The 25,505-nt window shown below is 70.0% G+C and carries 22 protein-coding genes; 13 read left to right on the top strand and 9 right to left on the bottom strand.

The window, feature by feature from the left end; translation table 11 throughout:
* Positions 1 to 69: 69 nt before the first annotated feature.
* Positions 70 to 1,251, bottom strand: a complete 1,182-nt coding sequence (locus PBV52_RS15430) for a PP2C family protein-serine/threonine phosphatase (RefSeq protein WP_274238931.1) — start codon at positions 1,249 to 1,251, stop codon at positions 70 to 72.
* A gap of 162 nt (positions 1,252 to 1,413) precedes the next feature.
* On the opposite strand from PBV52_RS15430, the gene PBV52_RS15435 reads away from it, so the two are divergent.
* Positions 1,414 to 2,679: a GNAT family N-acetyltransferase gene (locus PBV52_RS15435; protein WP_274238932.1), complete on the top strand. Its 1,266-nt coding sequence runs from the start codon at positions 1,414 to 1,416 to the stop codon at positions 2,677 to 2,679.
* Positions 2,680 to 2,790: 111 nt separating this feature from the next.
* Here PBV52_RS15435 and PBV52_RS15440 read toward each other — a convergent pair whose 3' ends face one another.
* The gene (locus tag PBV52_RS15440) at positions 2,791 to 3,600 is read right to left on the bottom strand and encodes an Fpg/Nei family DNA glycosylase (RefSeq protein ID WP_274238933.1); all 810 of its coding nucleotides are present in this window, start codon (positions 3,598 to 3,600) and stop codon (positions 2,791 to 2,793) included.
* 276 nt (positions 3,601 to 3,876) lie between these two features.
* Positions 3,877 to 4,362, bottom strand: coding sequence for a ribose-5-phosphate isomerase (locus tag PBV52_RS15445; protein WP_274238934.1), 486 nt, complete (start codon positions 4,360 to 4,362; stop codon positions 3,877 to 3,879).
* Between the two features lie 217 nt (positions 4,363 to 4,579).
* Here PBV52_RS15445 and PBV52_RS15450 point away from each other — a divergent pair, with 217 nt between their 5' ends.
* Entirely contained in the window at positions 4,580 to 6,046 is a 1,467-nt protein-coding gene (locus PBV52_RS15450; protein WP_274238935.1) for an amino acid permease, read from the top strand.
* A gap of 170 nt (positions 6,047 to 6,216) precedes the next feature.
* Here the strand turns inward: PBV52_RS15450 and PBV52_RS15455 are convergent, their stop codons facing one another.
* Positions 6,217 to 8,328: a serine/threonine-protein kinase gene (locus tag PBV52_RS15455; protein ID WP_274238936.1), complete on the bottom strand. Its 2,112-nt coding sequence runs from the start codon at positions 8,326 to 8,328 to the stop codon at positions 6,217 to 6,219.
* Positions 8,329 to 8,622: 294 nt separating this feature from the next.
* Between PBV52_RS15455 and PBV52_RS15460 the strand changes: the two genes are divergently transcribed.
* Positions 8,623 to 9,348 (top strand): hypothetical protein, encoded by a 726-nt coding sequence (locus PBV52_RS15460; protein WP_274238937.1) that lies wholly within the window; start codon positions 8,623 to 8,625, stop codon positions 9,346 to 9,348.
* Positions 9,349 to 9,508: 160 nt separating this feature from the next.
* Here PBV52_RS15460 and PBV52_RS15465 read toward each other — a convergent pair whose 3' ends face one another.
* The gene (locus PBV52_RS15465; protein ID WP_274238938.1) at positions 9,509 to 10,087 is read right to left on the bottom strand and encodes a biotin transporter BioY; all 579 of its coding nucleotides are present in this window, start codon (positions 10,085 to 10,087) and stop codon (positions 9,509 to 9,511) included.
* A gap of 437 nt (positions 10,088 to 10,524) precedes the next feature.
* Between PBV52_RS15465 and PBV52_RS15470 the strand changes: the two genes are divergently transcribed.
* The 8 genes from PBV52_RS15470 to PBV52_RS15505 all read left to right on the top strand — a co-directional run bounded on the left by PBV52_RS15470 (position 10,525) and on the right by PBV52_RS15505 (position 19,370).
* Positions 10,525 to 11,799, top strand: coding sequence for an ROK family transcriptional regulator (locus PBV52_RS15470; RefSeq protein WP_274238939.1), 1,275 nt, complete (start codon positions 10,525 to 10,527; stop codon positions 11,797 to 11,799).
* Between the two features lie 238 nt (positions 11,800 to 12,037).
* Entirely contained in the window at positions 12,038 to 13,105 is a 1,068-nt protein-coding gene (locus PBV52_RS15475) for an ABC transporter substrate-binding protein (RefSeq protein ID WP_274238940.1), read from the top strand.
* A 5-nt stretch (positions 13,106 to 13,110) separates the two neighbouring features.
* Positions 13,111 to 13,962, top strand: coding sequence for an ABC transporter permease (locus PBV52_RS15480; RefSeq protein ID WP_373921871.1), 852 nt, complete (start codon positions 13,111 to 13,113; stop codon positions 13,960 to 13,962).
* Positions 13,938 to 14,672: an ABC transporter ATP-binding protein gene (locus PBV52_RS15485; protein ID WP_274238942.1), complete on the top strand. Its 735-nt coding sequence runs from the start codon at positions 13,938 to 13,940 to the stop codon at positions 14,670 to 14,672. Before PBV52_RS15480 ends, PBV52_RS15485 begins: the two co-directional genes overlap by 25 nt.
* 166 nt (positions 14,673 to 14,838) lie before the next feature.
* The gene (locus tag PBV52_RS15490) at positions 14,839 to 16,182 is read left to right on the top strand and encodes an LLM class flavin-dependent oxidoreductase (protein WP_274238943.1); all 1,344 of its coding nucleotides are present in this window, start codon (positions 14,839 to 14,841) and stop codon (positions 16,180 to 16,182) included.
* A gap of 11 nt (positions 16,183 to 16,193) precedes the next feature.
* Positions 16,194 to 17,105: a TauD/TfdA family dioxygenase gene (locus tag PBV52_RS15495; protein ID WP_274238944.1), complete on the top strand. Its 912-nt coding sequence runs from the start codon at positions 16,194 to 16,196 to the stop codon at positions 17,103 to 17,105.
* Positions 17,106 to 17,225: 120 nt separating this feature from the next.
* Positions 17,226 to 18,620 (top strand): amino acid permease, encoded by a 1,395-nt coding sequence (locus tag PBV52_RS15500; protein ID WP_274238945.1) that lies wholly within the window; start codon positions 17,226 to 17,228, stop codon positions 18,618 to 18,620.
* A 108-nt stretch (positions 18,621 to 18,728) separates the two neighbouring features.
* Positions 18,729 to 19,370 carry a superoxide dismutase gene (locus PBV52_RS15505; protein WP_274238946.1) on the top strand — a complete coding sequence of 214 codons (642 nt, stop codon included), beginning with the start codon at positions 18,729 to 18,731 and terminating at the stop codon, positions 19,368 to 19,370.
* Positions 19,371 to 19,511: 141 nt separating this feature from the next.
* Here the strand turns inward: PBV52_RS15505 and PBV52_RS15510 are convergent, their stop codons facing one another.
* Positions 19,512 to 19,994, bottom strand: coding sequence for a MarR family winged helix-turn-helix transcriptional regulator (locus tag PBV52_RS15510; protein ID WP_274238947.1), 483 nt, complete (start codon positions 19,992 to 19,994; stop codon positions 19,512 to 19,514).
* Positions 19,995 to 20,002: 8 nt separating this feature from the next.
* On the opposite strand from PBV52_RS15510, the gene iscB reads away from it, so the two are divergent.
* Positions 20,003 to 20,812: an RNA-guided endonuclease IscB gene (iscB, locus tag PBV52_RS15515; RefSeq protein ID WP_274249400.1), complete on the top strand. Its 810-nt coding sequence runs from the start codon at positions 20,003 to 20,005 to the stop codon at positions 20,810 to 20,812.
* Positions 20,813 to 20,916: 104 nt separating this feature from the next.
* Here iscB and PBV52_RS15520 read toward each other — a convergent pair whose 3' ends face one another.
* The 3 genes from PBV52_RS15520 to PBV52_RS15530 are packed head-to-tail and all read right to left on the bottom strand — an operon-like array spanning position 20,917 to position 23,804.
* Positions 20,917 to 21,696 (bottom strand): SAM-dependent methyltransferase, encoded by a 780-nt coding sequence (locus PBV52_RS15520; protein WP_274238948.1) that lies wholly within the window; start codon positions 21,694 to 21,696, stop codon positions 20,917 to 20,919.
* Between the two features lie 12 nt (positions 21,697 to 21,708).
* Positions 21,709 to 22,347 carry a histidine phosphatase family protein gene (locus tag PBV52_RS15525; RefSeq protein ID WP_274238949.1) on the bottom strand — a complete coding sequence of 213 codons (639 nt, stop codon included), beginning with the start codon at positions 22,345 to 22,347 and terminating at the stop codon, positions 21,709 to 21,711.
* Positions 22,344 to 23,804 carry an FGGY-family carbohydrate kinase gene (locus PBV52_RS15530; RefSeq protein ID WP_274238950.1) on the bottom strand — a complete coding sequence of 487 codons (1,461 nt, stop codon included), beginning with the start codon at positions 23,802 to 23,804 and terminating at the stop codon, positions 22,344 to 22,346. Before PBV52_RS15530 ends, PBV52_RS15525 begins: the two co-directional genes overlap by 4 nt.
* 276 nt (positions 23,805 to 24,080) lie before the next feature.
* Here PBV52_RS15530 and PBV52_RS15535 point away from each other — a divergent pair, with 276 nt between their 5' ends.
* Positions 24,081 to 25,502 carry a sugar ABC transporter substrate-binding protein gene (locus PBV52_RS15535; RefSeq protein ID WP_274238951.1) on the top strand — a complete coding sequence of 474 codons (1,422 nt, stop codon included), beginning with the start codon at positions 24,081 to 24,083 and terminating at the stop codon, positions 25,500 to 25,502.
* The last annotated feature ends 3 nt before the right edge of the window (positions 25,503 to 25,505 follow it).

Consider the following 25,505-nt stretch of genomic DNA (forward strand, 5'->3'; position numbering starts at 1 on the left):
GCCGCGAGGCGAAGCGCCGAGCGCCAGTGCCGCGAGGCGCAGCCCCAGCGGGTGGGCGGGGTTGAGGGGTCAGCGTGTTGTTGTCGTTGTCGTTGGGCCCTCGCGGCAGATCAGTAGGAGCGCCCTGTCGTCGTTGACGTCCCTCGCGACCGCTTCGATGAGGTGCCAGGCCGCTCCGTGGAAGCCGCCGGCGACATAGCGGTCGGCCTCGCCGGTGAGGCGGTCGATGCCCTCGACGATGTCGCGGTCGGACGTTTCGACCAGGCCGTCCGTGAAGAGCATCAGCACGTCGCCGGGACGGAGCGTGCCCTTCACGGGGTCGAACTGGGCGCCGTCGTACACGCCGAGGAGGGGGCCCTCGGCTGCCTTCTCCTCCCAGCGGCCGCTGCCCGCGCTCAGTTGCAGGCCCGGTGGATGGCCCGCCGAGTAGAGCTCGTAGTCGCCCGAGTCCAGGTCCAGGACCAGGTGGATCGACGTGGCGAAGCCCTCGTCCCAGTCCTGGCGGAGCAGGTAGCCGTTGGCCGCCGGCAGGAACGCGTGCGGGGGCAGGCTGCCCAGGAGGCCACCGAAGGCTCCGGAGAGGAGGAGGGCGCGTGAGCCGGCGTCCATACCCTTGCCGGACACGTCCGTCAGGACGACCTCCAGCGTGCGGCCGCCGTTGGTGCGGGCCGCCACCACGAAGTCGCCCGAGAAGGACTGACCGCCCGCCGGGCGCAGCGCCATCTCGCGATGCCAGCCGTGCGGCAGGCTCGGCAGCTTGCTCTGGACGCGGATGCGTTCGCGCAGGTCGAAGAGCATCGTGCCGCCGCGCCGCCAGGGCACGCCCACCCGGCTGCGGAACTGCGCGATGAGGAGACCGAAGAAACCGCACGCCGCCACGACCAGGACCACGCCCGGGGTGACGCGGGACGGGCCCTCCGTGTACGGCCCGAGCTGCACCGACTCCACGATCAGCGCCGTCGCCGCCGCCGCGTACAGGCCCAGCAGGCTCGCCGGGCGCAGCAGCAGGCCGCCCGCGACGATGGGGAGGACCAGCGCGGCCGGGGAGAACCACACCGGGTTGGCCATCGTCACGGCACAGATCAGGGGAACCGTGAGGAGCAGGCCGGCCAGTGCGATCCAGTCCGAGCCGTCGCCGCGGAAGTAGTCCACCGCGCTTCTGCGCACGCCGACGCGGGCCCGGTGCCACTGCATCTTCAACCGGGCCGTGAACGTCTCGGCCGCCGTGCGCCGCTCTCGTCCTGCTGCCATTAGTTCGGGACCCTATCCATCGGACCAGCTGCTTGGCACGGGAGGTCCCACTTGTCCCCCGTCCGAGGTTCAACTTCACAGTGAACTTCACGGAAAGCCACCTCGCGGCCACCAACGAGAAATTCCCTCGCTCGTCCCGCAATGCCCTGGTAGTCATGGTTCATGGCGAAAGACAGTGCGAGCCACGCCGGGCACTCCGGCCGTCCCGAGCTGCGGGTGCTGCGGCAGGACGAGTGGGACATCTGGTACGACACCCTGATCCGCGCCTTCGGCGGGGTCCCGGAGTCGTCCGAGGAGCGGGAGTTGTGGAACTCGCTCACCGAGCCCGACCGTTTCATCGGCGCCTGGGACGGGGACGCGTGCGTGGGCACGGCGGGGGCCTTCAGCTTCCGGCTGACCGTGCCGGGTGGCGCGTCGGTGCCCGCGGCCGGCGTCACCATGGTCGGCGTCGCCGCCACGCACCGCCGGCGCGGTCTCCTGACGTCGATGATGCGCCGACAGCTGGAGGATGTGCGTGCGTGGGGCTGGCCGCTCGCCGTACTGACCGCCTCCGAGCCGGAGATCTACGGCCGGTTCGGGTACGGCGTCGGCACCTTGCAGGTCAACGTCGAGATCGACACGACCCGCGTCCGGCTGTCCGTGCCGCCCGGCACCGATGACGTACGTCTGCGCTACGCCGTACCGGCCGACGTCCTCGATGCGTGCGAGGCGGTGTACGCGCGCAAGGTGTCCGCCCGGCCGGGGATGCTCGCGCGACTGCCCGGCTGGGAGCGGCTCGGGCTGCTCGACCCGGAGAGCGAGCGGAGCGGCGGGTCGCCGCTGCAGTGCGTGCTCGCGGAACGGGACGGTGAGGTCGTCGGGTACGCGCGCTTCCACGTCAGGCCGGAGTGGGATGCCGGCGGGCCCAAGGGCGCTGTCCAGCTGCGGGACACCCAGGCCCTCGACCCGGCGGCGGAGGCGGCGCTGTGGCGGTTCCTGTTCGGCATCGACCTGACGTCCACGGTGAAGGCGTACGGGCGGCCGATGGACGAGGCGTGGCTGCACCAGGTGTCGGACATCCGGCGGTGTGCGCTGCGTGTGCGGGACTCGTTGCACGTACGGCTGGTGGATGTCGGGGCGGCGCTTCAGGCGCGGACGTATCAGGCGCCGGTGGACGTGGTGTTCGAGGTCGAGGACGCCTTCTGTCCCTGGAACTCGGGGCGTTGGCGGCTGTCCGGGGACGGCAAGGGTGCGTCGTGCGAGCGTACGACGGACTCGGCCGATCTCTCTTTGTCCGTACGGGAGTTGGGCTCGGCCTACCTCGGCGGCGTGAGCCTGGGCGCGCTGGGCTCTGCCGGGCGGGTGCGGGAGCTGCGGCAGGGGGCGCTGGCGGAGGCGTCGGTCGGGTTCGCGTCGACTGTGGCGCCGTGGTTGCCGCACGGGTTCTGAGGCGGGGGTGAACGGCTGGGGGGTGAGGTGCCTCAGAGGTCGGGGGGGGCTGTGGGGTGGCCGGTCTAGGGGGGCCGGTCTGAGGGGGGCCGGTCTGAGGGGGCGGCCTGCCTACGGTGTCTGGCAGTTCGGGCACCAGAAGAGGTTGCGGGCGGCGAGGTCGGCGGTGCGGATCTCGCCGCTGCAGATGTGGCAGGGCCGGTTGGCCCGGCGGTAGACGTAGACCTCGCCGCCGTGGTCGTCGACGCGCGGTGGGCGGCCCATCGCCTCCGGGGTGTGCTCCGGGCGGACGGTGTCGATGCGGTTGTTGCGGACGCCCTCGCGCATGAGGTCGACGAGGTCCGTCCAGATGGCGTCCCACTGCGCGGGGGTGATGTCCTTGCCGGCGCGGTACGGGTCGATGCGGTGCCGGAAGAGGACCTCGGCGCGGTAGACGTTGCCGACGCCCGCGATGACCTTCTGGTCCATGAGCAGGGCGGCGATCGTCGTACGGCTGCGGGAGATGCGTCGGTATGCCTGGTGCGGGTCGGCGCCGGCGCGGAGGGGGTCGGGGCCGAGGCGGTCGTGTATCGCCTGCTTCTCGGGGTGCGTGATCAGGGCGCAGGTGGTGGGGCCGCGGAGATCTACGTATGCGGTGCTGTTCGCGAGGCGGAGGCGGACGGTGTCCGTGGGTGGGGGTGCGGGGGTGTCGCCGAAGTTGACCTTGCCGAAGAGGCCGAGGTGGATGTGGATCCAGTCGGCGGCTCGGAAGCCGAGGAAGAGGTGTTTGCCGTGGGCCTCGGTGTGGGTGAGTTCTGAGCCGGTGAGGAGTTGTGCGGCGTCCGAGAACTTGCCCTGGGGGCTGGTGACGTGGGGGGTCGTGCCGAGGAATGCGGCGGCGTAGTCCTGGGCCAGCCGGTGGATGGTGTGGCCCTCGGGCACGGTGGCTCCTTCTTCGTCTGCGGGTGGGTGGGGCTGCGCGGCAGGTTTTTCGCCCCCGCCGCCCCTACCCGTCCCATCCTGAAGGGGCTCCGCCCCTTCGACCCCGGTCCCTGGGGGCCTGCGGCCCCCAGACCCCCGCTTCGGCCCTGAACGGGCCTCGTCCTCAAACGCCGGACGGGCTGAGATACACGGACCGGTGCTGGGAAGCGAATGGCAGTGCCGTGAAGCGAAGCCCCCAGGGGTGGGTGGGGGCTCGGGGCGGGGTTTCTCTGGAGGCTACTGCTGGGGGTGGTGCGGGGGGATCGGGGGGAGGTCGCCCGTCGTTTCGTAGTCCGCGAGCATGTTGATGCGGCGGGTGTGGCGCTCGTCACCCGAGTAGGGGGTGCTGAGGAACGTCTCCACGAACTTCGTCGCCTCGTCCGGCGTGTGCATGCGCGCACCCACCGCGACGACGTTCGCGTTGTTGTGCTGGCGGCCCAGCGACGCCGTCTCCTCGCTCCAGGCCAGCGCCGCGCGCACGCCCTTCACCTTGTTCGCGGCGATCTGCTCGCCGTTGCCCGAGCCGCCGATCACGATGCCGAGGGAGTCGGGGTCCGCGGCCGTCTTCTCCGCCGCACGGAGGCAGAAGGGCGGGTAGTCGTCCTGGGCGTCGTAGATGTGGGGGCCGCAGTCGACCGGGTCGTGGCCCGCCGCCCTGAGCCACTCGACGAGGTGGTTCTTGAGTTCGAAGCCCGCATGGTCGGAGCCGAGATACACGCGCATGGAACGAGTGTGACACGGCTGTTTCGGGGCAGCAGCGCCGGGTGTCGACCGGGTTAATAGTGACGTAGGCCATGGAAGCTCAAGGAAACCTCAAGTAACAATCCCGAATCAAAGGTTCCCGAATCCGTTCTCCTCCGATTCACTGGTCCGACTCGTACGCCGCTCCACTACCGCTCGTACGAGAACCGCTCCCCACGGCTCAAAGGAAATCCGTTCCATGACTTCGCAGCCGACTCAGAAGACGGCCGGACCGGCCGCCGGCGGCCACGGCCTACAGGCCGGACTCAAGAACCGCCATCTGTCCATGATCGCCATCGGTGGTGTCATCGGCGCCGGACTCTTCGTCGGGTCCAGCTCCGGTATCGCCACCGCCGGCCCCGGCATCCTCCTGTCCTACGCCCTCGTCGGCACGCTCGTGGTGCTGGTGATGCGGATGCTCGGTGAGATGTCCGCCGCCAACCCGACGTCCGGGTCGTTCTCCGCCCACGCGGACCGGGCGCTCGGGCCCTGGGCCGGTTTCTCCATCGGCTGGCTGTACTGGTTCTTCTGGGTGGTCGTGCTGGCCGTCGAGGCGACCGCAGGTGCGGAGATCCTGGAGGGCTGGATCCCGTCCGTCCCGCAGTGGGGCTGGGCCCTGATAGTGATGGTGGTGCTGACGGCCACCAACCTCGTCTCCGTCGGGTCGTACGGCGAGTTCGAGTTCTGGTTCGCGGGCATCAAGGTCGTCGCGATCGCCGCGTTCATCGTCGTCGGCGGACTGGCCGTGTTCGGGCTGCTGCCGGGCGTCGACAGCGACCAGGCCGGGCTGGCGAATCTGACCGACCACGGGGGCTTCCTGCCCAACGGCGCCGGCGCCATCCTCACCGGTGTGCTGCTCGTCGTCTTCTCCTTCATGGGCAGCGAGATCGCCACCCTCGCCGCCGGTGAGTCCGAGAACCCGCAGCGTGCCGTCACCAAGGCCACCAACAGCATCATCTGGCGGGTCGCCGTCTTCTACCTCGGCTCGATCTTCGTCGTGGTGGCCCTGCTGCCCTGGGACAGCAAGGCCATCGCCGACAAGGGCAGTTACGTCGCCGCGCTGGACTCGCTCGGCATCCCGCATGCCGGTCAGATCATGAACTTCATCGTGCTGACCTCGGTGCTGTCCTGTCTCAACTCCGGCCTCTACACCGCCTCCCGCATGGCCTTCTCGCTCGGCCAGCGCGGGGACGCGCCGAAGGCCTTCTCCCGCACGACCGGCAACGGCGTGCCGCGGACGGCGATCCTCGTGTCCGTCGTGTTCGGCTTCGTGGCGGTCTTCTTCAACTACAAGTTCCCGGACTCCGTCTTCCTCTTCCTGGTCAACTCCTCCGGTGCGGTCGCGCTGTTCGTCTGGCTGGTGATCTGCTTCTCGCAGCTGCGCATGCGGAAGATCATCCAGGCCGAGGCGCCGGAGAAGCTGGTCGTGAAGATGTGGCTGTACCCGTATCTGACCTGGGCGACGGCCGCCCTGATCGTGTTCGTGCTCGGCTACATGCTGACCGACACCGAGCACGACGGCCGGAAGACCGTGCTGCTGTCGCTGCTGGTGGCCGCCGTCGTACTGGTCGTCGCCTTCGTGAAGCAGAAGGTCGGCCACGAGCGCGCGGCGGTTGCCGGGGCGGCTGCCTCGGACGCGGCGCGCGACGAGGTCAAGACCGGCTGAGTGCCTGAGAGTTTCATGGCCTGATCGCCGTAGTCGTTCTGCTCTGGGCCGCTGTTCTGGCCTGGTGGGCCCTGAGGTGCGTGGCGTGTGTACGCGCGCGCCTCAGGGCCCTACCCATTCCCGGCCCATTCCCGGCCCATGTCCGATCTGATGTCCCGACCCCTGTGCTGTCACAGCACCGTGAAGCTGTCCCTCACCTTCTCGTAGGTATTGAGGGCCTGTGCCTCGATGTCCGGCTGGTACCACGTGTTGATCTGGTACGACGTGCCGTCCACGGTGAAGCCCAGCAGCTGGGCGTGCCAGGGGTCGCCCTGGAGGGTGAAGGTGTACTCCCAGACGACCGCCGGGTACCCGCGGAACGTCGTCCGTTCCAGGCGGATCTTGCGGTACTGACCCTGCTGGGCGTTCTCCTCCGACTTCGTCCAGGAGTCCATCAGGTCGTCGCGGGCCAAGGACGACTTGGCGGCGAGTTCCTGTTTCGCGTCCGGTGAGGTGTAGTGCACCTCCGAACCCGTCTTGACGTCCCGCCGCCAGCCCTCGGGCGGCGCCCACGCGAACCCGCCCGCCTCCCGGCGCGCTCCGGGCGGCAAGCTCTGCGGCCTCGATGTGCCCTCGACCGTGGCGGACGGGGTGCCGCCCGGGGAGGACGGCGATGACGCGGGCCCTGCCTGATTGTCCTTGGGTGAACCGGAGTCGGTCGCCAGGACGACCGCCACGACGACGCCCGCCGCGACGATTCCGACGGCGGCTATGAGGCCGGTACGACGACGCCCGCGGCGGGGTCGGGGGTGGGCCGGGACTGCGGGGCCGGGGAGCTCGCCGGGCGGCATGGCGTGGTACGACCGGGCGGCGCCGGGCACGAGTTCCGGTTCCGGGGCCGGCCGTCGCTCGGTCACCGCTTCGGCGCGGGCCAGGGAGATGCCGGTGCGGCGGGGTGCGGGGCCCGTGGAATTGCTTGTCGGGGTGGGTGAGCGCACCTCGGAACGGGCCTCGGAGGCGAGTTCGGTGGAGGCGTTGGGGAGTCTTGGGGTCTCCGGGATCTCCGGGGTCGGGGAGGGGGCGTCCCGCCGGGGGTCGGTGGTGGCGTTTCGGGTTCGCTCGGTTTGTGCGCGCTCCGTTTGTACGCGCTCAGTTCGTATGTCCTCGGTCGGCGTCGAGGGGTGTGGCGGTATCGCGTCGTGCACGGCTTCCGGCTGCCGGGGGGCGGGCGCAGGCTCGGGGCGGCCGGGTTCGGGTCCGTGTGCGGCTTCGGGGTCGGGGCGGTGTACGGGTTCGGGCCGACGTACGGCTTCGGACTCGGGCTCGGACTCGGGCGCAGGCTCGGGCTCAGGCACCGCTTCGGCCCCTTGGGCACCCACTAGCCCACCCACCAGACCACTCACCGGCCCAGCCTCCGCCGCCGCCCTCCACTGCTCCCCCGTAACCGGCGCGGGCTCGCCTCCCCCACCGGCCTGTTCTTCTGTGCCCTCCCGGGGCACCCCTCCCCCGACCACCGGCATCGTCGGCGTCGGCGTCGGCGCCGGGAACGCCACCGGCTGCAGGGCCGTCTCCAGGTCGTCCAGGCCGGGGCGGATCGACGGGTCCTTCTCCAGGAGCGCGGCGAGGATGTCCCGCAACGGGCCTGCGGTCGGGGGGAGTTCGGGCTCCTCGTACAGGACCGCGTGCAGGGTTGCCAGGGTCGTGTCGCGGGAGAAGGGGGAGCGGCCGGCGAGGGCCGCGCTCAGGGTGGCGCCCAGGGACCAGATGTCGGACGGGGGGCCCTGGGGGCGGCCGGATATGCGTTCGGGGGCCATGTAGTCGGGGGAGCCGACCAGCATGCCGACCATGGTGAGGGCCTTCGCGTCCTGGATCGCCGCGATGCCGAAGTCGGTCAGGACCACCCGGCCCCGCCCGCGCGCCACTTCCGACTCCACCAGGACGTTGCCCGGCTTGATGTCCCGGTGGAGTACGCCTCGGGCGTGGACCTGGCGCAGGGCCGCCACCAGGCCCAGGCCGATCCGGGCCGCCTCGGACGGGCCGAGGGGGCCCTCCTCCGCCATGATGCGTTCCAGGGAGCGGCCGGCCACCAACTCCATGACGATCCACAGGCGTTCGCCCTCGTCGACCACGTCGTAGACCCGTACGACGTTGGGGTGGTCGATCCTCGCCGTCGCCCTCGCCTCGCGCAGGGTGCGTTCACGGCGCGTGCGCGTGTCCTCCGGGTCGAGGCCGTCGATGCGCATCTCCTTCACGGCGACCAGGCGATCGAGTATTTCGTCGACCGCTCGCCACACGCGCCCCATTCCCCCCTGGCCGATACTCTCGACCAGGCGATAGCGCCCCGTCACCAGTAAACCGGGAAGCCCACCGCTCCTCGTATTTCCCGCGCTTCCCGTGTTTCCCGCATATCCCGCGTCACCCGCGTCACCCGCGTTGCCCGCATTACCCGGCAATCCGCTGCACCCCCTCTGCCGCGCCTCAGACATCCCCGACTGAAACACAATGGTCACACTTCATGCCGTACCAGCATAGTGCGGAGAAATCTTGTGGTAGCTCTTCAAGTACTGCGAATTCAGGCGCAGGCAAGGGGGACGAACATGAGTTCTCGTCGCACGACGGCCATCGCGGGATCGCTGGTCGCGACATCTTTCTCGGCAGTGATGATCCTTTCCTTCACTGCCAGCGCGGACGACCAGGGACCCGGAAGCAACAAGGGGGGAAAGGTCATCGACGAGGCGCCGGCAGGGGTCGAGTTGACCACTCTGCTGCCCGAAAAAATCTCGGTGGACAACAGTTCGCAAGAGACCGACATCACCGCCACGGTGAAGAACGAAGGGACCGAGGACAGCGGAAAGATCAGGCTTTTGGTCGTCGGTTTCGACGGCCTGACGGTCAAGAATGTCGAGGGCTGTTCCGCGATCGAGAAGAGCGGTCTTCCGGAAGGCTCGAACAGCGGTTTCAGCTGCGCCATCGACAATCTCCCGGCCGGTGAGTCGAAGTCGTACGCCGTCGACGCGACGTACGACCTGAGCAAGGCCGGGAAGATCTGCCTTCCCGTCCAGACCGGTGACGGCAAGAAGACGTACTGGCAGCAGGGTCCGGTGCCGTTCGGTACGACGAACCCGTCGCCCGACGCCCCGGCCACCCCGCTGCTCCTCGGCACGGACAACAAGCCGGTCGCACCGGGCGCCGACGAGCTACCCAAGACCGGACTCGGCCGTGACGTCCTTCCGCTGGGCGCGGTCGGCGCGACGCTGATCGCGGCGGGGGCGGCCGGGCTGTGGTGGTCGCAGCTGCGGCGGCCGAGGCGAGAGGTGAACTGAGCCGCCGTATCCGGACCGCGAAACGCCAAAGAGCCTCGCCGGGTTGAAGTCGCAGCGCGACCCGGCGAGCCTCTTGTGCAGGAACTGCAGCGTCACAGGAACTGCAGCGTCACAGGAACTACGGCGTCACAGGAACTACGGCGTCACAGGAACTACGGCGTCAGCGGTTGAGCAGCTTCCAGGTGGTGGGCAGCGCGCCCATCGCCAGGGCCGCCTTGAGGGCGTCGCCGATCAGGAACGGGGTGAGGCCGGCCGCGATCGCGGCGGACGCCGACATGCCGGTGGCGAGGGCCAGGTAGGGGACGCCGACGGCGTAGATGATCGCCTCGCCCAGCAGCATCGCGCCCGCCGTGCGCAGCGCGGTGCGGTCGGCGCCGCGGCGGGCCAGGGCGCCGACGACGGTGGAGGCGAGGATCATGCCGAGGATGTAGCCGAAGGACGGGGCCGCGGCGCCCGAGGTGCCGTCCGCGAACCACGGCACGCCCGCGATGCCCGCCAGCGCGTACAGCGCGAGGGAGAGGAAGCCGCGGCCGGCGCCGAGGGCCGTGCCGACCAGCAGCACCGCGAGGGTCTGGCCGGTCACCGGCACCGGGGAGCCGGGCACGGGAACGGAGATCTGGGCCGCGAGGCCGGTGAGCGCGGCGCCGCCGAGGACGAGGGCCGCGTCCCGGACGCGGGAGGCGGGGAGCAGGTCGGCGAGGACCTCGCCGGGACGGGCGGTGGCGGCAGCGGTGCTCATGGGGACTCCGCGGGTGAGTGGGCAGATCGGGACACCGTGACGCTAACCCGGGGGACTCACGCCGATCTCGTCGGCGCTCGACAAAGCGTGGAGCGAAGGCTTGGTGGGCTCTGAACAAAGGGTGCCGGTTACACCGGGTACGGCGTGATACCGGTCACTGAGGCAGGGACGTTTCGCTCACTTCACGGGCTGCCGACCGGACTGTGGGATCTCACCAAACGAATCCTAGTGGTCTGGTCGGATTCACCTTCTCTGCCCTACCCTTCGAGCCATGGTCGCCCAGTCCCGGAACTTCTCGTCGCGTCGCCATGTCGACCTGCGGCGCGTGGGCGCGGCCGCCTGTCGCCATCCGGGGTGAGTCGGCCTCCGGTGGTTCCGGTCGCGACTCGCCCGCTTCAGACGGCGCAGTGTCGGACCGGCTCCCGAGGAAGTTCCCCATGCCCCGTACCGCGGCACCCACCCTTTCGTCCTCTTCGACCCCATCACCCCCTTCAGCTCCTTCAACCCCTTCAGCTCCTTCATCCCCTTCATCGCCGGTTCCCCGTATCGCCGACCGCGACCGGCGCCGGACCAGCGCCAGCGCCGTCCTTCGATCCGTCCTCGAGCACGGGCCGGTCGCGCGCAGCACCATCGCCCGGCTGACCGGGCTGTCACCGGCCTCGGTGACCGACTACTGCGCCCGCTTCACCGAACGCGGGCTCATCCGCGAGGCCGCCACGCCCCGGCCGTCCGGTGGTGTGGGGCGGCCACATGTGCCCGTCGACCTGGACAACTCGCGGTTCGTTGTGGGCGGGGTCCATGTGGCGGTGCCCTACACCACGGTGGCACTGCTCGATCTGCGCGGACGGGTCGTCGCCGAGCGGGAGTTGAAGCACTCGGGGGCCACGGATCCGTATGGGTCGTACGGTGTCCTGGCCCGGGCCGCCGACGGGCTGGGCGCGCTGCTGGACGAGGTGCCGGGCAGCCGGCCGCTCGGCGTCGGGTTCGCGGCGGGCGGCTGGGTGGACCGGGACTCCGGGACCGTCGTCGAGCATCCGCTGCTGGGCTGGCGCGAGGTGCCGGTGCGGGAGGTGCTCGGCGCACACACCGGGCTGCCGGTCCATGTGGACGGGCACGCGCGGGCGTTGGTGAACGCGGAGCGGCTGTTCGGGCGGGCGCGCGGCAGCGCGAGCGTGCTGCATCTGTTCGTCGGCAACGTCGTCGACGCGGCGTTCGCGACCAACGACGAGGTGCACCACGGCCCCCGCTCCCAGGCCGGAACCATCGCCCATCTACCGGTGCCGGGCGGTACGGAGACCTGCGACTGCGGGCGGGTCGGCTGCCTCCAGGCCGAGCTGAGCGAGCGGACGTTGTGCCGGCGGGCGCGGGACGCGGGCGTCATCGAGGGGGTCAACCCCATGCACGTGGTCGCGGCGGCGGCCGCGGGCGACCGGGCGGCCGTACGGCTGCTGGTGGAGCGGGCGGGTGCGGTCGGGCGGGCGGCGCGGCTGCTGCTCGACGTGCTCAATCCGGAGACGGTGGTGGTGACCGAGATGGGGGTCGTGCACCGGGAGGACTGCCTCGCCGCGTTGCGCGCGGGAGTCGGGGACGAACGCGCGGCGGCCGTCGTGCCGACGGGTTTCCCGCATTCCGTGCTCGCCGTGGCCGGTGGTTCGGTGGCGCTCGACGTGCTCTACCGGGATCCGCTGGCCGCGTCACCTGAGGCTATTTAATTCAGAAACTCGGAATATTGACAGGGGCCATCGATGGCCAGGAACATGCTGGTCATGAGCCTGTTCGTGAGCTGTCGCACCCTTTGTTGCTGACGCGTGTTGCTGACACGTTGCCGCGTGTGAAGCGCTCATTTCGTCCTGCGTGAATTTTCCCCACCCTGGCTTTTCCCTGCCCGGAATTCCGCACGCATCTCCATCACTTTGGCATTCCCATCACTTTGGCTTACGGAGTCCTGCCATGCCGTCTCTGCCTGCCCCGGGCGTCGACCGCCGTCTCTTCCTGACCTCGCTGCTCGGCGTCACCGCCGCTGCCGCCGGCCTCACCGGCTGCGCCGAGAGCAGCGCCGCCGACGCGGCCGAGGGTGCCTCCACCGCCCCGCTCGCCGCCAAGGTCCCCGCCGGAACCAGCCTGAAGATCGCCTCGTACCAGAACACCCAGCAACTCCAGTTCAGACTTGCCGAGTTGGGTGATCCGCCCTTCAAGGTCGGCAGCTGGGTGAACATCGGCGCCGGGCCCGATGTCATCAACGCCTTCCGCGCCGGGTCCCTGGACCTCGCCAACAACGCGGGCATCCCGCCGATCCAGGCGTACTACCAGGGCTTCGACGCGAAGATCGTCGCGATCAACATCACCCGCAAGCCCAACTACCTCTTCGCCACCAAGCCCGGCAGCGACATCCGGACGGTCGAGGACTTCAGGGGCAAGCGGCTCGCCTTCTCGCAGGGCCAGGCGCAGGGCGTGGTGCTGCTGCGGGCGCTGAAGAAGGCCGGTCTGGAGTACGACGAGGTGGAGCTGGTCCCGCTGACCAGCAACCAGTTCCTCACCGCCCTGCAGTCCGGCCAGGTCGACATCGCGCCGCTCGCCAACCAGCAGGCACCGGCGTACCTGAAGCAGTACGAAGCCAAGGGCGCCCGCGCCATCACCACCGACGTCGTCGACCTGCTCAACCTGCTGTGGGCGCCGGTCTCCGTGCTGAACGACCCCGCGAAGGCGGCCGCGGTCGCCGCCTACATCCCGTACTGGGCCAAGGGCCAGGTGTGGACGTACGAGAACCCCGACATCTGGAACGAGGAGTTCTACGTCAAGACCCAGAACCTGAGCCTCGCGCAGGCGCGGTCCATCTCGGAACTCGCCAACAAGCCGCTGTTCCCGCCGAGTTGGGACGAGGCCATCAAGTGGGAGCAGCAGACCGCGGATCTGCTCGCCGAGGGCGGCTTCGTGAAGAAGTTCGACGTCGGCGGCCTCTTCGACCACCGCTTCGAGGGCATCGCCGCGAAGTCCGTACCCGCGCAGTACCGGAGGTGACGGCCATGACCACGACGAGTGTGAGTACCGCGGCGCCACCGGCGAAGCCGGAGCCGGCGCCGGACCACCGCGTCCGCCGGCGCCGCTCCCTGGCCCCCGGCAAACGCGTCCCCGCCGCCCGACTCGCCGGCCCCGCCCTCCTCGTCGTCCTGTGGGCCGCGGCCTCCGCCGCCGGGGCACTGGATCCCGGCGCGATCCCGGCGCCCTGGACCGTCGTCGAGACCGGCGCCCACCTGTGGACCGCCGGGACCCTGCCCGACGACATCCTGACCTCGCTGCAACGCGCCGGGACCGGGTTCGCCCTCGGTCTCGCCGCCGGGGTCGCCCTCGCGCTGGCCTCCGGGCTCAGCCGGACCGGGGAAGCACTGATCGACGGGACGGTGAACCTCAACCGGGCGATCCCGACCCTCGGTCTGATCCCGCTGTTCATCCTCTGGCTGGGCATCGGCGAGACCTTCAAGGTCGCCATCATCGCGATCGTCGTCTACATCCCGATCTACCTCAACACGCACGCCGCGCTGTCCGGCATCGACAGCCGTTTCGTCGAACTCGCCGAGGTGCAGGGGCTGAACCGGCTGCGGTTCATCCGGCAGATCGTCATCCCCGGCGCACTGCCCGGCTTCTTCGTCGGGCTGCGGCTCGGGGTGACCGGGTCCTGGCTGGGCCTGGTGGTGCTGGAGCAGATCAACGCCACCAGCGGACTCGGCTACCTGATGTTCCAGGCGCAGAACTACGGCCAGACGGACGTCATCCTCGTCGGCCTCGTCGTCTACGGCATCTTCGGCCTCGTCTCCGACAGCGCGGTCCGCATCGTCGAACGGAGGGTGCTGTCGTGGCGCCGCACACTGAGCAGCTGACCCGCCCCGCCGTCCAGCTCCGGGGACTGACCCGCTCCTTCGCCGGACGTACCGTCCTCGACGGCATCGACCTGGACATTCCCGCCGGCCAGTTCACCGCGCTGCTCGGGCACAGCGGCTCCGGCAAGAGCACCCTGCTGCGGGCCGTCGCGGGCCTCGACCACGAGGTGGCCGGGAGCGGGCAGCTCACCGCGCCGGGCCGGGTGTCCGTGGTCTTCCAGGACTCGCGGCTGCTGCCCTGGCGCCGGGTGCTGGACAACGTACTGCTCGGTCTGGACGGCAAGGACGCCGACAGGAAGGGGCGGGAGGCCCTCGAAGAGGTGGGGCTGAAGGGCCGCGAGCGCGCCTGGCCCAGCGAGCTGTCCGGGGGCGAGGCGCAGCGTGCGGCACTGGCCCGGTCGCTGGTTCGGGAGCCCGAACTGCTCCTCGCCGACGAGCCGTTCGGGGCGCTGGACGCCCTCACCCGGATCAAGATGCATGCCCTGCTGCGGGAGCTGTGGGAGCGGCATCGGCCCTCGGTGCTGCTGGTCACCCACGACGTCGACGAGGCGATCGTGCTCGCCGACCGGGTGCTCGTGCTGGAGGAGGGCCGTATCGGGCTCGACCTGCCCATCGACCGGCCGCACCCGCGCTCGTACCGGGATCCGCTGCTCGGGGAGTACCGAGAGCGGCTGCTCGGCGCGCTGGGTGTGACCGAGGACGTCGGGTGACCGCCGGGTGGGGTTTCGCCCCCGCCGCCCCTACCCGTCCCATCCCTGGGGGCTGCGCCCCCCAGACCCCCGCTTCGGCCCTGAACGGGCCTCGTCCTCAAACTCCCCCAGAGGGGGCACCCCCAGACGGGCTGGATGCAGCCACCTGCCCAAACCTAAGGACCCCATGACCAGACAGCTCCACCTCAACGCCTTCCTGATGAACACCGGCCACCACGAGGCCTCCTGGCGCCTGCCCGAGAGCGACCCGTACGCGCACGTGGACCTGGCCCACTACGTGAATCTCGCCCGCATCGCCGAACGCGGCACCTTCGACTCCCTCTTCCTCGCCGACGGCCCCCAGCTGTGGAACAACCTCGCCCAGCGCCCGGCCGGTGCCCTGGAGCCGCTCACCCTGCTCACCGCGCTGGCGACGGCCACCGAGCACATCGGCCTCATCGCCACCGCCTCCACCTCCTACAACTCCCCCTACAACCTGGCCCGCAAGTTCGCCTCCCTCGACATCATCAGCGGCGGCCGGGCGGGCTGGAACATCGTCACGACCGCCGGTGCCGAGGCCGCCCGGAACTTCGGCCTGGACGCCGAGCCCGCGCACGCCGAGCGGTACGCCCGTGCCGCCGAGTTCCTGGACGTCGCCCTGAAGCTCTGGGACAGCTGGGAGGACGACGCGATCGTCGCCGACAAGGCGGCCGGCGTGTGGGGCGACGACGCCAAGATCCATCCGCCTCGGCACAGCGGAACGTACTTCAGCGTCGAGGGCGCCCTCAACGTCCCCCGCTCACCGCAGGGTTACCCGCTGCTCGTGCAGGCGGGGTCGAGCGAGGACGGAAAGGCCTTCGCCGCCCGGTACGCGGAGGCGGTGTTCACCGCGCAGCAGACGATCGAGGACGCGCGGGCCTTCTACGCCGACCTCAAGGCACGTACCTCGCAAGTGGGCCGCGACCCGGACCACATCAAGGTGCTGCCCGGGATCGTCCCGGTGATCGGCTCGACGGAGGCCGAGGCGCGGGCGGCCGAGCAGGAGCTGGAGGACCACATCGTGTACGCGCACGGGGTGGGCCGGCTGGAGAGCCTGCTGCAACTGGCGTCCGGATCCTTGGAGTTGGACGCCGAGCTGCCCGCTTCACTGCCCTCCGAGGACGCCATCGAGGGCGCCAAGAGCCGCTACACGCTCGTGGTGGAGCTGGCCCGGCGCGAGCGGCTCACCGTGCGGCAGCTCATCGGCCGGCTCGGCGGCGGGCGCGGCCACCTCACCTTCGCCGGTACGCCCGAGCAGGTCGCCGACGCCATCGAGACCTGGTTCACGCAGGGCGCCGCCGACGGCTTCAACATCATGCCGCCGGTCCTGCCCTCCGGTCTCGACGCCTTCGTCGACCACGTCGTCCCGATCCTCCGCGCCCGTGGCCTGCTCCGCGGCGAGTACGGCCCGCGCCGGACCCTGCGCGAGCGCTACGGCCTCCCGCGCCCCGCCAACCAGTACGTCAGCCCGTCCGCACCCGCCCTCGTCTGAAAGGACCGCACATGTCTCTCGACTCCCTCGACATCCAGAAGGTCACCGCCAACATCGGCGCCCGCGTCTTTGGCGTCGACATCTCCAAGCCCCTCGCCGAGGAGCAGGTCGCCGCTCTGCGCGAGGCCCTCAACGTCCACAAGGCCCTCGTCTTCGACGACGTGAACCTGGACGACGCCGGTCACCAGGCCTTCGCCCGCCACTTCGGCGACATCACCACCGCCCACCCGACGGTGTCCGCCGTCGACGGCGCCGCGAACGTGCTGCCCGTGGACAGCGAGCGAGGCCGGGCCAACCACTGGCACACCGACGTCACCTTCGTCCTCAACCCGCCGCAGGCCACCACCCTGCGCAGCATCACGATCCCGCCCTACGGCGGCGAGACCCTGATCGCCAGCTCGGCGGCCGCCTACCGCCAGCTGCCCGAGCCACTGCGGAGGCTGGCCGACACGCTATGGGCGGAGCACACCAACGACTACGACTACGCCGTACCGGACGAGGAGGTCGACGACCAGCAGGCCGCCCAGCGCGCCGAGTTCACGTCGATCAAGTACCGCACGGTCCACCCGGTCGTCCGCGTCCATCCGCTGACCGGTGAGCGCGGCCTGTTCATCGGCGGGTTCGCCCAGCGGATCGTGGGCCTCTCCCCGGGCGAGTCCCGCAAGATCCTGGACCTGCTCCAGGCGTACGTCACCCGGCCGGAGAACATCCTTCGCCACCGCTGGTCCGAGAACCAGCTGGTCGTCTTCGACAACCGCATCACCCAGCACTACGCCATCGACAACTACGACGGCCTGCCGCGCCGTCTGCACCGGGTGACCGTCGCCGGTGACGTGCCGGTCGGCATCGAGGGCAAGGAGAGCCACTCGATCGAGGGGGACGCGTCGCACTACACGCCGGCCGCCCCACCCGTCGCGGCGTAGCCGTCACTTCACGCACAGTGCGGCGAGTGTCCGCATAGTGGGCAGCCTCTCCTTCTGGCCGGAGAGGCTGCCCAGACTGTGGGCGTTTTTGCCCTCTCACGCATTGGACGAGCCGCGCCCATGCCCAGCACCTCCACGGAGACGCCCCCGAAGGCGGACGGCGTCTCCCCCGGACTCAACCACGGCCTCAAGCAGCGCCACCTGTCGATGATCGCCCTCGGCGGTGTCATCGGGGCGGGCCTGTTCGTCGGCTCCGGCGCCGGTATCGCCGCCGCCGGCCCGTCGATCGTCATCGCCTACGTCCTCTCCGGCCTCCTCGTGATGCTGGTGATGCGGATGCTCGGCGAGATGTCGGCCGCATACCCCTCCTCCGGCTCCTTCTCCGCGCACGCCGAGCGGGCGATCGGCCCGTGGGCCGGTTTCACGGCCGGCTGGTCCTTCTGGGTCCTGCTCTGCACGGCCGTCGGCCTGGAGGGCATCGGCGCCGCGAAGATCGTCACGACCTGGCTGCCGCATACGCCCGAGTGGGCGTGGGTGGCCCTGTTCATGGTCGTCTTCTGCGGCGCGAACCTGGCCGCCGTGAAGAACTTCGGCGAGTTCGAGTTCTGGTTCGCGGCACTGAAGGTCGGCGCGATCACGCTGTTCCTGGTGCTGGGCGGGCTGGCGATCGCCGGCGTCCTGCCGGGCACGGACGCGCCGGGGACCGCGCACCTCACCGGTGAGGGCGGCTTCTTCCCGAACGGCAGCGAGGGCCTGATCATCGGCCTGCTCGCCTCCGTCTTCGCCTACGGCGGCATGGAGACGGTCACCATCGCCGCCGCCGAGTCGGAGAACCCGGTCAGCGGCGTGGCCAGCGCCGTCCGGACGGCCATGTGGCGCATCGCCCTCTTCTACATCGGCTCGATGGCGGTCGTCGTCACCCTCGTCCCCTGGGACTCCAAGGAGATCGTCGCCAAGGGCCCCTACGTCGCCGCCCTCGACCACCTCGGCATCCCCGGCGCCGGCCAGGTGATGAACGTCGTGGTCCTGGTCGCGCTGCTGAGCGCCATGAACGCCAACATCTACGGCTCCTCGCGCATCGCCTACTCCCTCGTCCAGCGCGGGCAGGGGCCTGCGGCGCTGGGCCGCGTTTCGGGCGGCGTCCCGCGGATCGCCGTCCTCGCCTCCTCCGTGTTCGGCTTCGTGTGCGTGGCGCTGAGCTACTGGCGGCCGGACGACGTCTTCCCCTGGCTGCTGAACATGATCGGCGCGGTCATCCTCGTCGTCTGGATCTTCATCGCCGTCTCCCAGCTGCGGCTGCGCGGCCGGCTGGAGCGCGAGACACCGGAGAAGCTGGTCGTGCGGATGTGGGCGTTCCCGGTGCTGACGTGGGTCGCGCTGGCGGGGATGACGGCGATCTTCGTGCTGATGGCCAGGGAGCCGGATACGCGGGTGCAGCTGTACTCGACCGGGGGGATGACGGTGTTCCTTGCGGTGGTCGGGTACGCGTGGCAGCGGGCCCGCGCGAAGAGCTGACACCCCCTTCTACGGCGCCGAAGCCCCCGTGTGATCCACACGGGGGCTTTTTGCTGTTAGCTTGTTATTGCAAGCTACTTGCAACAAGAGCATCTGAGGGGACCCTTCATGCCCGTCTACACACTCCCGGAACTGCCCTACGACTACGCCGCGCTCGCGCCCGTGATCAGCCCCGAGATCATCGAGCTGCACCACGACAAGCACCACGCGGCCTATGTGAAAGGTGCGAACGACACCCTGGAGCAGCTTGCGGAGGCGCGCGACAAGGAGTCGTGGGGCTCGGTCAACGGGCTGGAGAAGAACCTGGCGTTCCACCTGTCCGGGCACATCCTGCACAGCATCTATTGGACGAACATGAGCGGAGACGGGGGCGGTGAGCCCCTCGCTGCGGACGGCGTGGGTGACCTCGCGGACGCCATCACCGAATCATTCGGCTCCTTCGCCGGGTTCAAGGCCCAGCTGACCAAGGCATCCGCAACCACCCAGGGGTCCGGGTGGGGCGTGCTCGCATACGAGCCCCTGAGCGGCCGCCTCGTCATCGAGCAGGTCTATGACCACCAGGGCAACGTGGGTCAGGGCTCGGTGCCGATCCTCGTCTTCGATGCCTGGGAGCACGCCTTCTACCTGCAGTACAAGAACCAGAAGGTGGACTTCATCGAGGCGATGTGGCGGGTCGTCAACTGGCAGGACGTTGCGCGGCGTTACGAGGCCGCGAAGTCCCGCGCCGACGTATTGCTGCTGGCGCCGTGAGGCACGCCTGAAGTGTCCTGCTCGTGATCGTCTTCTCACCTTTCACGTGGCAGGCAGATAGGGGGAAGGCCCTCGCGAGGACGTGACTCGCGAGGGCCTTCCTTGTGCGTCATGCACACCCAGAGACGACATGACGCAACTTCAAGGGTGGGCACCTATCGTCGGTGCGAGGTTACGGGCGAGTACGTTCAGCGCTTCCGTGACTTCCCTCAGCCGCTGCCGGTCATCAGAACCGAGCGCCGCGGCGAGTGCCTTCTCAATGCCAGTGGCGCGAACCTGCGCCACTCGCTCGGACACCTCGCCCGCCGGACGCACAAGCACGCGCCGCCGATCAGTGGGGTCCGGCACAGTGTGCACCGATCCGGCCTCCTTCAGCCGGGCGACGGCCGCGGACACCTGACTCTGCGGCAGACCGGTGCGGGCAGCGATCTCGCCGACGGCACTGTCCGGATGCCCTGCGATGTCGCTGGCCACGACCAGCACCAGGCGAGTACTGCCCGCATATCGGCCGACACCGCCGGGAGGCTCCGGCAACGCCTCTTCACCGATCTTCATGAGTGCACGCCCCAGCAGGAACAGCTCGACTCCGTTCACGCCCACCAACGTACTTCGGATCAGATCCATCGAACTTGATGTATCTAATTTACAACCGTCGCCGCCCGGAAGGCTGGCTGCCTCCGTCCTTGAAGCACCGAGTGGATACCACTTGCTCTTGGGTCCGGCGCTTGCAGAATTGGGCGCCAGTGACAGAGGTCCACATCGAGCGAACCGCCTTCGATGTGCACGCTATGAGCGTGGGAGTGTCCTTGCAGGGGATCGAGTATCAGCAAGGCACGCTCGCGGGCTATGAAGTGCGCCAGTACCTCCTTGAGCACTGGGGGCGCGCATGCGCATACTGCGGCGCGTCCGGGGTGCCCCTTCAGGTGGAGCACATCAGACCTCGCTCACGCGGTGGATCGGACCGGGTGTCCAACCTGACGCTGGCTTGCCGCCCGTGCAACCACGCCAAGGGCAGCCTCTCGGTGGAGAAGTTCCTGAAGGACAAGCCTCGGCTTGTCGCGAGGATCCTCGCCCATGCCAAGGCACCGCTGCGGGATGCTGCGGCGATGAACTCCACACGATGGTCCCTGTGGCGAAGACTTCAGGAACTCGGTACACAGTTGGTCTGGCGGGCGCACGAAATACAACCGCAGCCGCCACGGCTCCCCACGGGAAAGAACTCCGGAACGCACAAGGGACGGGTCGCCGTGCGCTCCACCGGCAGATTCAACATCCGCACCGACCACGGTCTCGTCCAAGGAGTCCATCACCGCCATGTCCGCCTACTGCAGCGCGCCGACGGCTACGGCTATGGGCGCCGACCCGAGCAGCAGACGGGGAGAACGAGCGATGACGCTACGGCGAGTCCGGATATGACCTGGAACTCGAAGCCCTGCCGCTGATCGAACTGGCGATGCGGCGATGGTGCGCCTGGAGCAACGGGATTGTTGCAGCGGCCGTAGGTGGTCGTGATTTGAGCCCTACGGCCGTCGGGCAGGACTCACTGTCAGGGCTTGCGGCCCAGTCCGCCGTGCTGGCCGATCGGCTGGGCGTCCTGGTCGCCCGGCTCCGGGTGCCACAGCGGGACGGAGACGATGCCGGGGTCGACCAGGTCCAGGCCCTCGAAGAAGGCCGCGATCTGGTCGACCGGGCGGAGGAAGTACGGGACGGCGCCGGTCTCGTTGTAGGCGTCCTGGGCGTACTCGTAGGCCGGGTCGGTGCCCCGGGAGCCCTCGTTGAGGGAGAGGTAGCTGCCGGAGGGGAGGCCGGCCAGGAGGTCGCGGACGAGGTCGCGGGCCTGGTCGTGGTCGGCGACGTGGCCGAGGATGCCGCTGAGGATCAGGGCCGTGGGGCGGGTGAGGTCGAGGGTCCGGGAGGCCGCCTGGAGGATCTTGTCCGGCTCGTAGAGGCTCAGGTCCTCGTACGCCGTCACCCCCTCGGGCGTCGAGGTGAGCAGGGCGCGGGCGTGGGCCAGCACCAACGGGTCGTTGTCGACGTAGACGATCTTCGACTCGGGGGCGAGGCGCTGGGCGACCTCGTGGGTGTTGTCGACGGTGGGGAGCCCGGTGCCGACGTCGAGGAACTGGCGTACGCCCGCCTCCGTGACCAGATACCGGATGCTGCGGCCCAGGAACGCGCGGCTGCTGCGGGCGATGGTGACGATGCCGGGGAAGACGGCGGTGTAGGCGTCGCCGGCCGCCTCGTCCACGGGGTAGTTGTCCTTGCCGCCCAGCCAGTAGTTCCAGATGCGGGCCGAGTGCGGTACCGAGGTGTCGATCTCCGTCATGGGCACATGGTGCTACGGGACGTCCGGCTCGCAGGGCACATTGAGGGAGAGAAGTGCGGCGGATCCGTCGGTTTTTACGAGGAGTTCACTGATCGCCGTGTTGCGCAACCGCGGGAACACCCTGCGGTACTCCCCGGCCGGGATCGACAGCAGGGTGCACAGCACCAGGCGGAACAGGGTGTTGTGGGCGACGACGAGGACGCGTTCGCCGGGGTGGGCTGCGGCGATGCGGCGCAGGGCGGCGGTTCCGCGGTCGGCGGCGGCGACGGGGTTCTCCGCCGCCGGGAACGGGTGGGCCACCGGGTCGGTGCGGAAGGCCTCCGCGGCCGCCGGGTCCTCGGCCGCGAACTCCGCGAGCGTACGGCCCTCCAGCACACCGAAGTCGCATTCGCGCAGGCCTGGTTCGCGGTGCGGAGTGAGACCGAGGGCCCGGCAGGCGGGGTCGGCGGTGGCCACGGCGCGGGAGAGCGGGGACGTCCAGATCGCGTCGACCGGGTGGGCGGCGGCCCAGCGGCCGAGGGCCTCGGCCTGGGCACGGCCCGTGTCGGTGAGGGGCACGTCGCTCACGCCGGCGTAGCGGTTCTCGGCGTGCCAGATGGTCTGTCCGTGCCGGGCCAGCAGCAGCGTCGCACTCGGCGTACTCGTGGTCATGAAGCCGAAGTATCCATGTCCAGGCGGGCGTGTGCGTGCGCCGCGACCGGGGGTGGGAGCCAGCCTCGGGCCGTCAGGGCGTCGACCAGGCGGGCGTACGGTTCGGCGTAGCGGGTGGTGCGGTCGGGGCGGGGTTCGACGGTCGTGCCGATGCGGACCATGCCTTCCGCGGCCTCCTGGAGGTGGGGTGTCGCGCCCGCGCCGTACGCCGCCAGCGCCGCCATGCCCAGGGCCGGTTCCGTCTGCTGCGGGACCCGGGCCGGGCGGCCCAGGATGTCGGCGCGCAGTTGGTTCCAGTACGGGCTGCGGGCGGCGCCGCCCGTGAAGGTGAGGGGGCCGTCGACGGGGGCGCCCAGGTGGTGCAGGTAGTCCAGGCACAGGCGTTCCGTGAAGGCGACGCCTTGGAGGAGCGAGGCCCACAGGTCGGCGTCGGACTCCGGTTCGCCCAGGACGAGCGCGCAGGCGTCCGGGGCGAGGAAGGGGAAGCGCTCGCCGGGGGAGACCAGGGGGTAGGTGATCGCGCCGGACGGCTCGTATGCGGCGGCCAGCTTGTCCATTGCCGCCGGGTCGGCGCCGGGGAACGCCGCCGTGAGCACGCCCGCGCCCACGCTTGAGGCACCGCCGGGCAGCCAACTCCCGTCCGGCGCACGGTGGTTGTAGACCACGCCGGTCGCGTCCCGGACCGGCGTCGCGGACGCGCCCTTGAGGACCAGCGTGGTGCCGAGCACCGAGTTCCAGGAGCCGGGGCGCAGGGCGGCGGAGGCGATCTGGGCCGCGCAGCCGTCGGTCATCCCGGCGATCACGGGGGTGCCGGCGGGGATGCCGGTGGCCTCGGCGGCGGTCGGGGAGACCTCGCCGAGGGGGCTGCCGGGGCGGACGACGTCGGGGAACGCCCGGTCGGGGAGGCTGAGTCGGGGCAGTGCGGTCGGCCAGGCGTCGCGCTCCAGGTCGTAGCCGGTCTTGAGGGCGTGGCTGGAGTCGGCCGGGGGGAGTTCGCCGGTGAGGAGGGCGACGATCAGGTCCGGCTGGTGGGTGATCCGGCCCTGGCCGTAGGCCTCGGTCAGCCACAGCGCCTTCGGCAGCGCCCAGGTGTCCTGCACCGCGAGCCCCGTCGCCCGCGCCCGCGCCGCCTCCTGCGCCGCGCGCCGGTCGTCGTACATCAGCGCGGGGCTCATCGGCCGCCCCGCCCCGTCCGTCAGCAGTACGGTCCCGGACGTCCCGCACACCGCGAGCGCACCGACCCGTACCCGGGAGTGTCCCCGCAGCGCGGCCCGGGACGCCGCGCACAGCCCCTCCCACCACTCCCCCGGATCCTGCTCGTGCCGCACCCCGTCCCGCCGCCCGGCGAGTGGGGCCGAACCGCTGCCGAGGACGGTGCCGTCCCCGGTGACCAGCAGGACCCGGACACTCTGGGTCCCCAGGTCGATCCCGAGCCACGCCTCCTGCTCGTCCGCCATCCGGACCTCCCGCCCTTTTGGGCCGTTCGCACATCCCGATCCGTGAACTTCTCACTCTGCACTGAGATTTTCCCTTGCGCGAGGGATTGACGCCCAACTTCCGCCGTTCCACCCTCTGTTAACGAGTCGACTCGCCGTGTTAACCCGGTTTGCCGCGCGATCTTCGTGCCGGCCCTCCCGGCCAACCCGCTTTTCTGCTGGGGGTCCGGGGGTTATCCCCCGGGAAGACGCAGCACCCCAGCACCCGGATGGCCGAACCCCACGTGGAGGTCACGGATGGACATGCACGTGCACGATCGCCGCCGCTTCCTCGCCCTGACCGCCGCGGCCGCCGCGACCCCGCTGCTCGCGGCCTGCGGGGCCGGGTTCGGCGGTGACGACAACAAAAGCGACGGCTCGGCCGCGGACGACGTCACCGGCTCCTTCGACTGGAAGCGGGAGAAGGGCACGACCGTCAAGGCGCTGCTCAACAAGCACCCCTACACGGACGCGCTGATCGCCGACCTGAAGTCCTTCACCGAGAAGACCGGCATCAAGGTCGAGTACGACGTCTTCCCCGAGGACAACTACTTCGACAAGCTCACCGTCGACCTGTCCAGCGGACGCGCCTCGTACGACGTCTTCATGCTGGGCGCCTACATGGTCTGGCAGTACGGGCCGCCCGGCTGGCTCGAAGACCTCGGCCCCTGGATGCGCAACTCCTCGGCCACCGGCTCCGAATGGGACCAGGCCGACTTCTTCCCGAACCTCCTCCAGGCCGACCAGTGGTCCCTGAAGGCGGGCGCGCCGCTCGGGCAGGGCGGGCAGTACGCGTTGCCGTGGGGCTGGGAGACGAACGTCGTCGCCTACAACACGGACGTCTTCAAGAAACTCGGCCTCAAGCCCGCCGAGACCTTCGACGAGCTGCGCGAACTCGCCGGGACCATCAAGCGGAAGGCGCCGGGTGCGGGCTTCGACGGCATGTACGGGATCGCCGTACGGGGCTCGCGCAGCTGGGCCACCATCCACCCGGGCTTCATGACGATGTACGCCCGCAACGGCCTGCGCGACTTCACAGTCCAGGACGGGAAGCTCACACCCGCCATGAACACCCCGCAGGCCGTCGCCTTCACCGAGGACTGGGCCGGCATGGTCAAGCAGGGCGGGCCGCCGTCCTGGACGTCGTACACCTGGTACCAGTGCTCCAGCGACCTCGGTGCGAAGAAGGCCGGGATGCTGTTCGATGCGGACACCGCCGCGTACTTCCAGGCGGTCGAGGGCGCCAGCCCCGCCTCCGGGAAGATCGCCTTCCACCCCGGTCCGAAGGGACCGGACGGTTCGCTGGCCACCAACATGTGGATCTGGTCGCTCGGCATGAACGCCAAGAGCAAGAAGAAGAGCGCCAGTTGGCTGTTCCTGCAGTGGGCGACCGGCAAGGAGCACCTGCTCAAGAGCGCGATCACGCACAACCACATCGACCCGGTGCGCAAGTCGATCGCCGACGACGGCGCCTACAAGGACAAGATGAAGCACCTGCCCGGCTTCATCGAGACCTTCGAGACGGTCGTCGACCAGACGAAGATCCAGTTCACCCCGCAGGCGCAGTTCTTCGACGCGACCACCAGCTGGGCCGCCGCCCTCCAGGAGATCTACGGCGGGCAGGGCGCCAAGTCGGTGCTCGACGGGCTGGCGGGCGACCTCGCCGACAAGGTGGGCTAGCGC

Origin of the sequence: Streptomyces sp. T12 (assembly GCF_028736035.1) — a bacterium.
Taxonomy (GTDB): domain Bacteria; phylum Actinomycetota; class Actinomycetes; order Streptomycetales; family Streptomycetaceae; genus Streptomyces.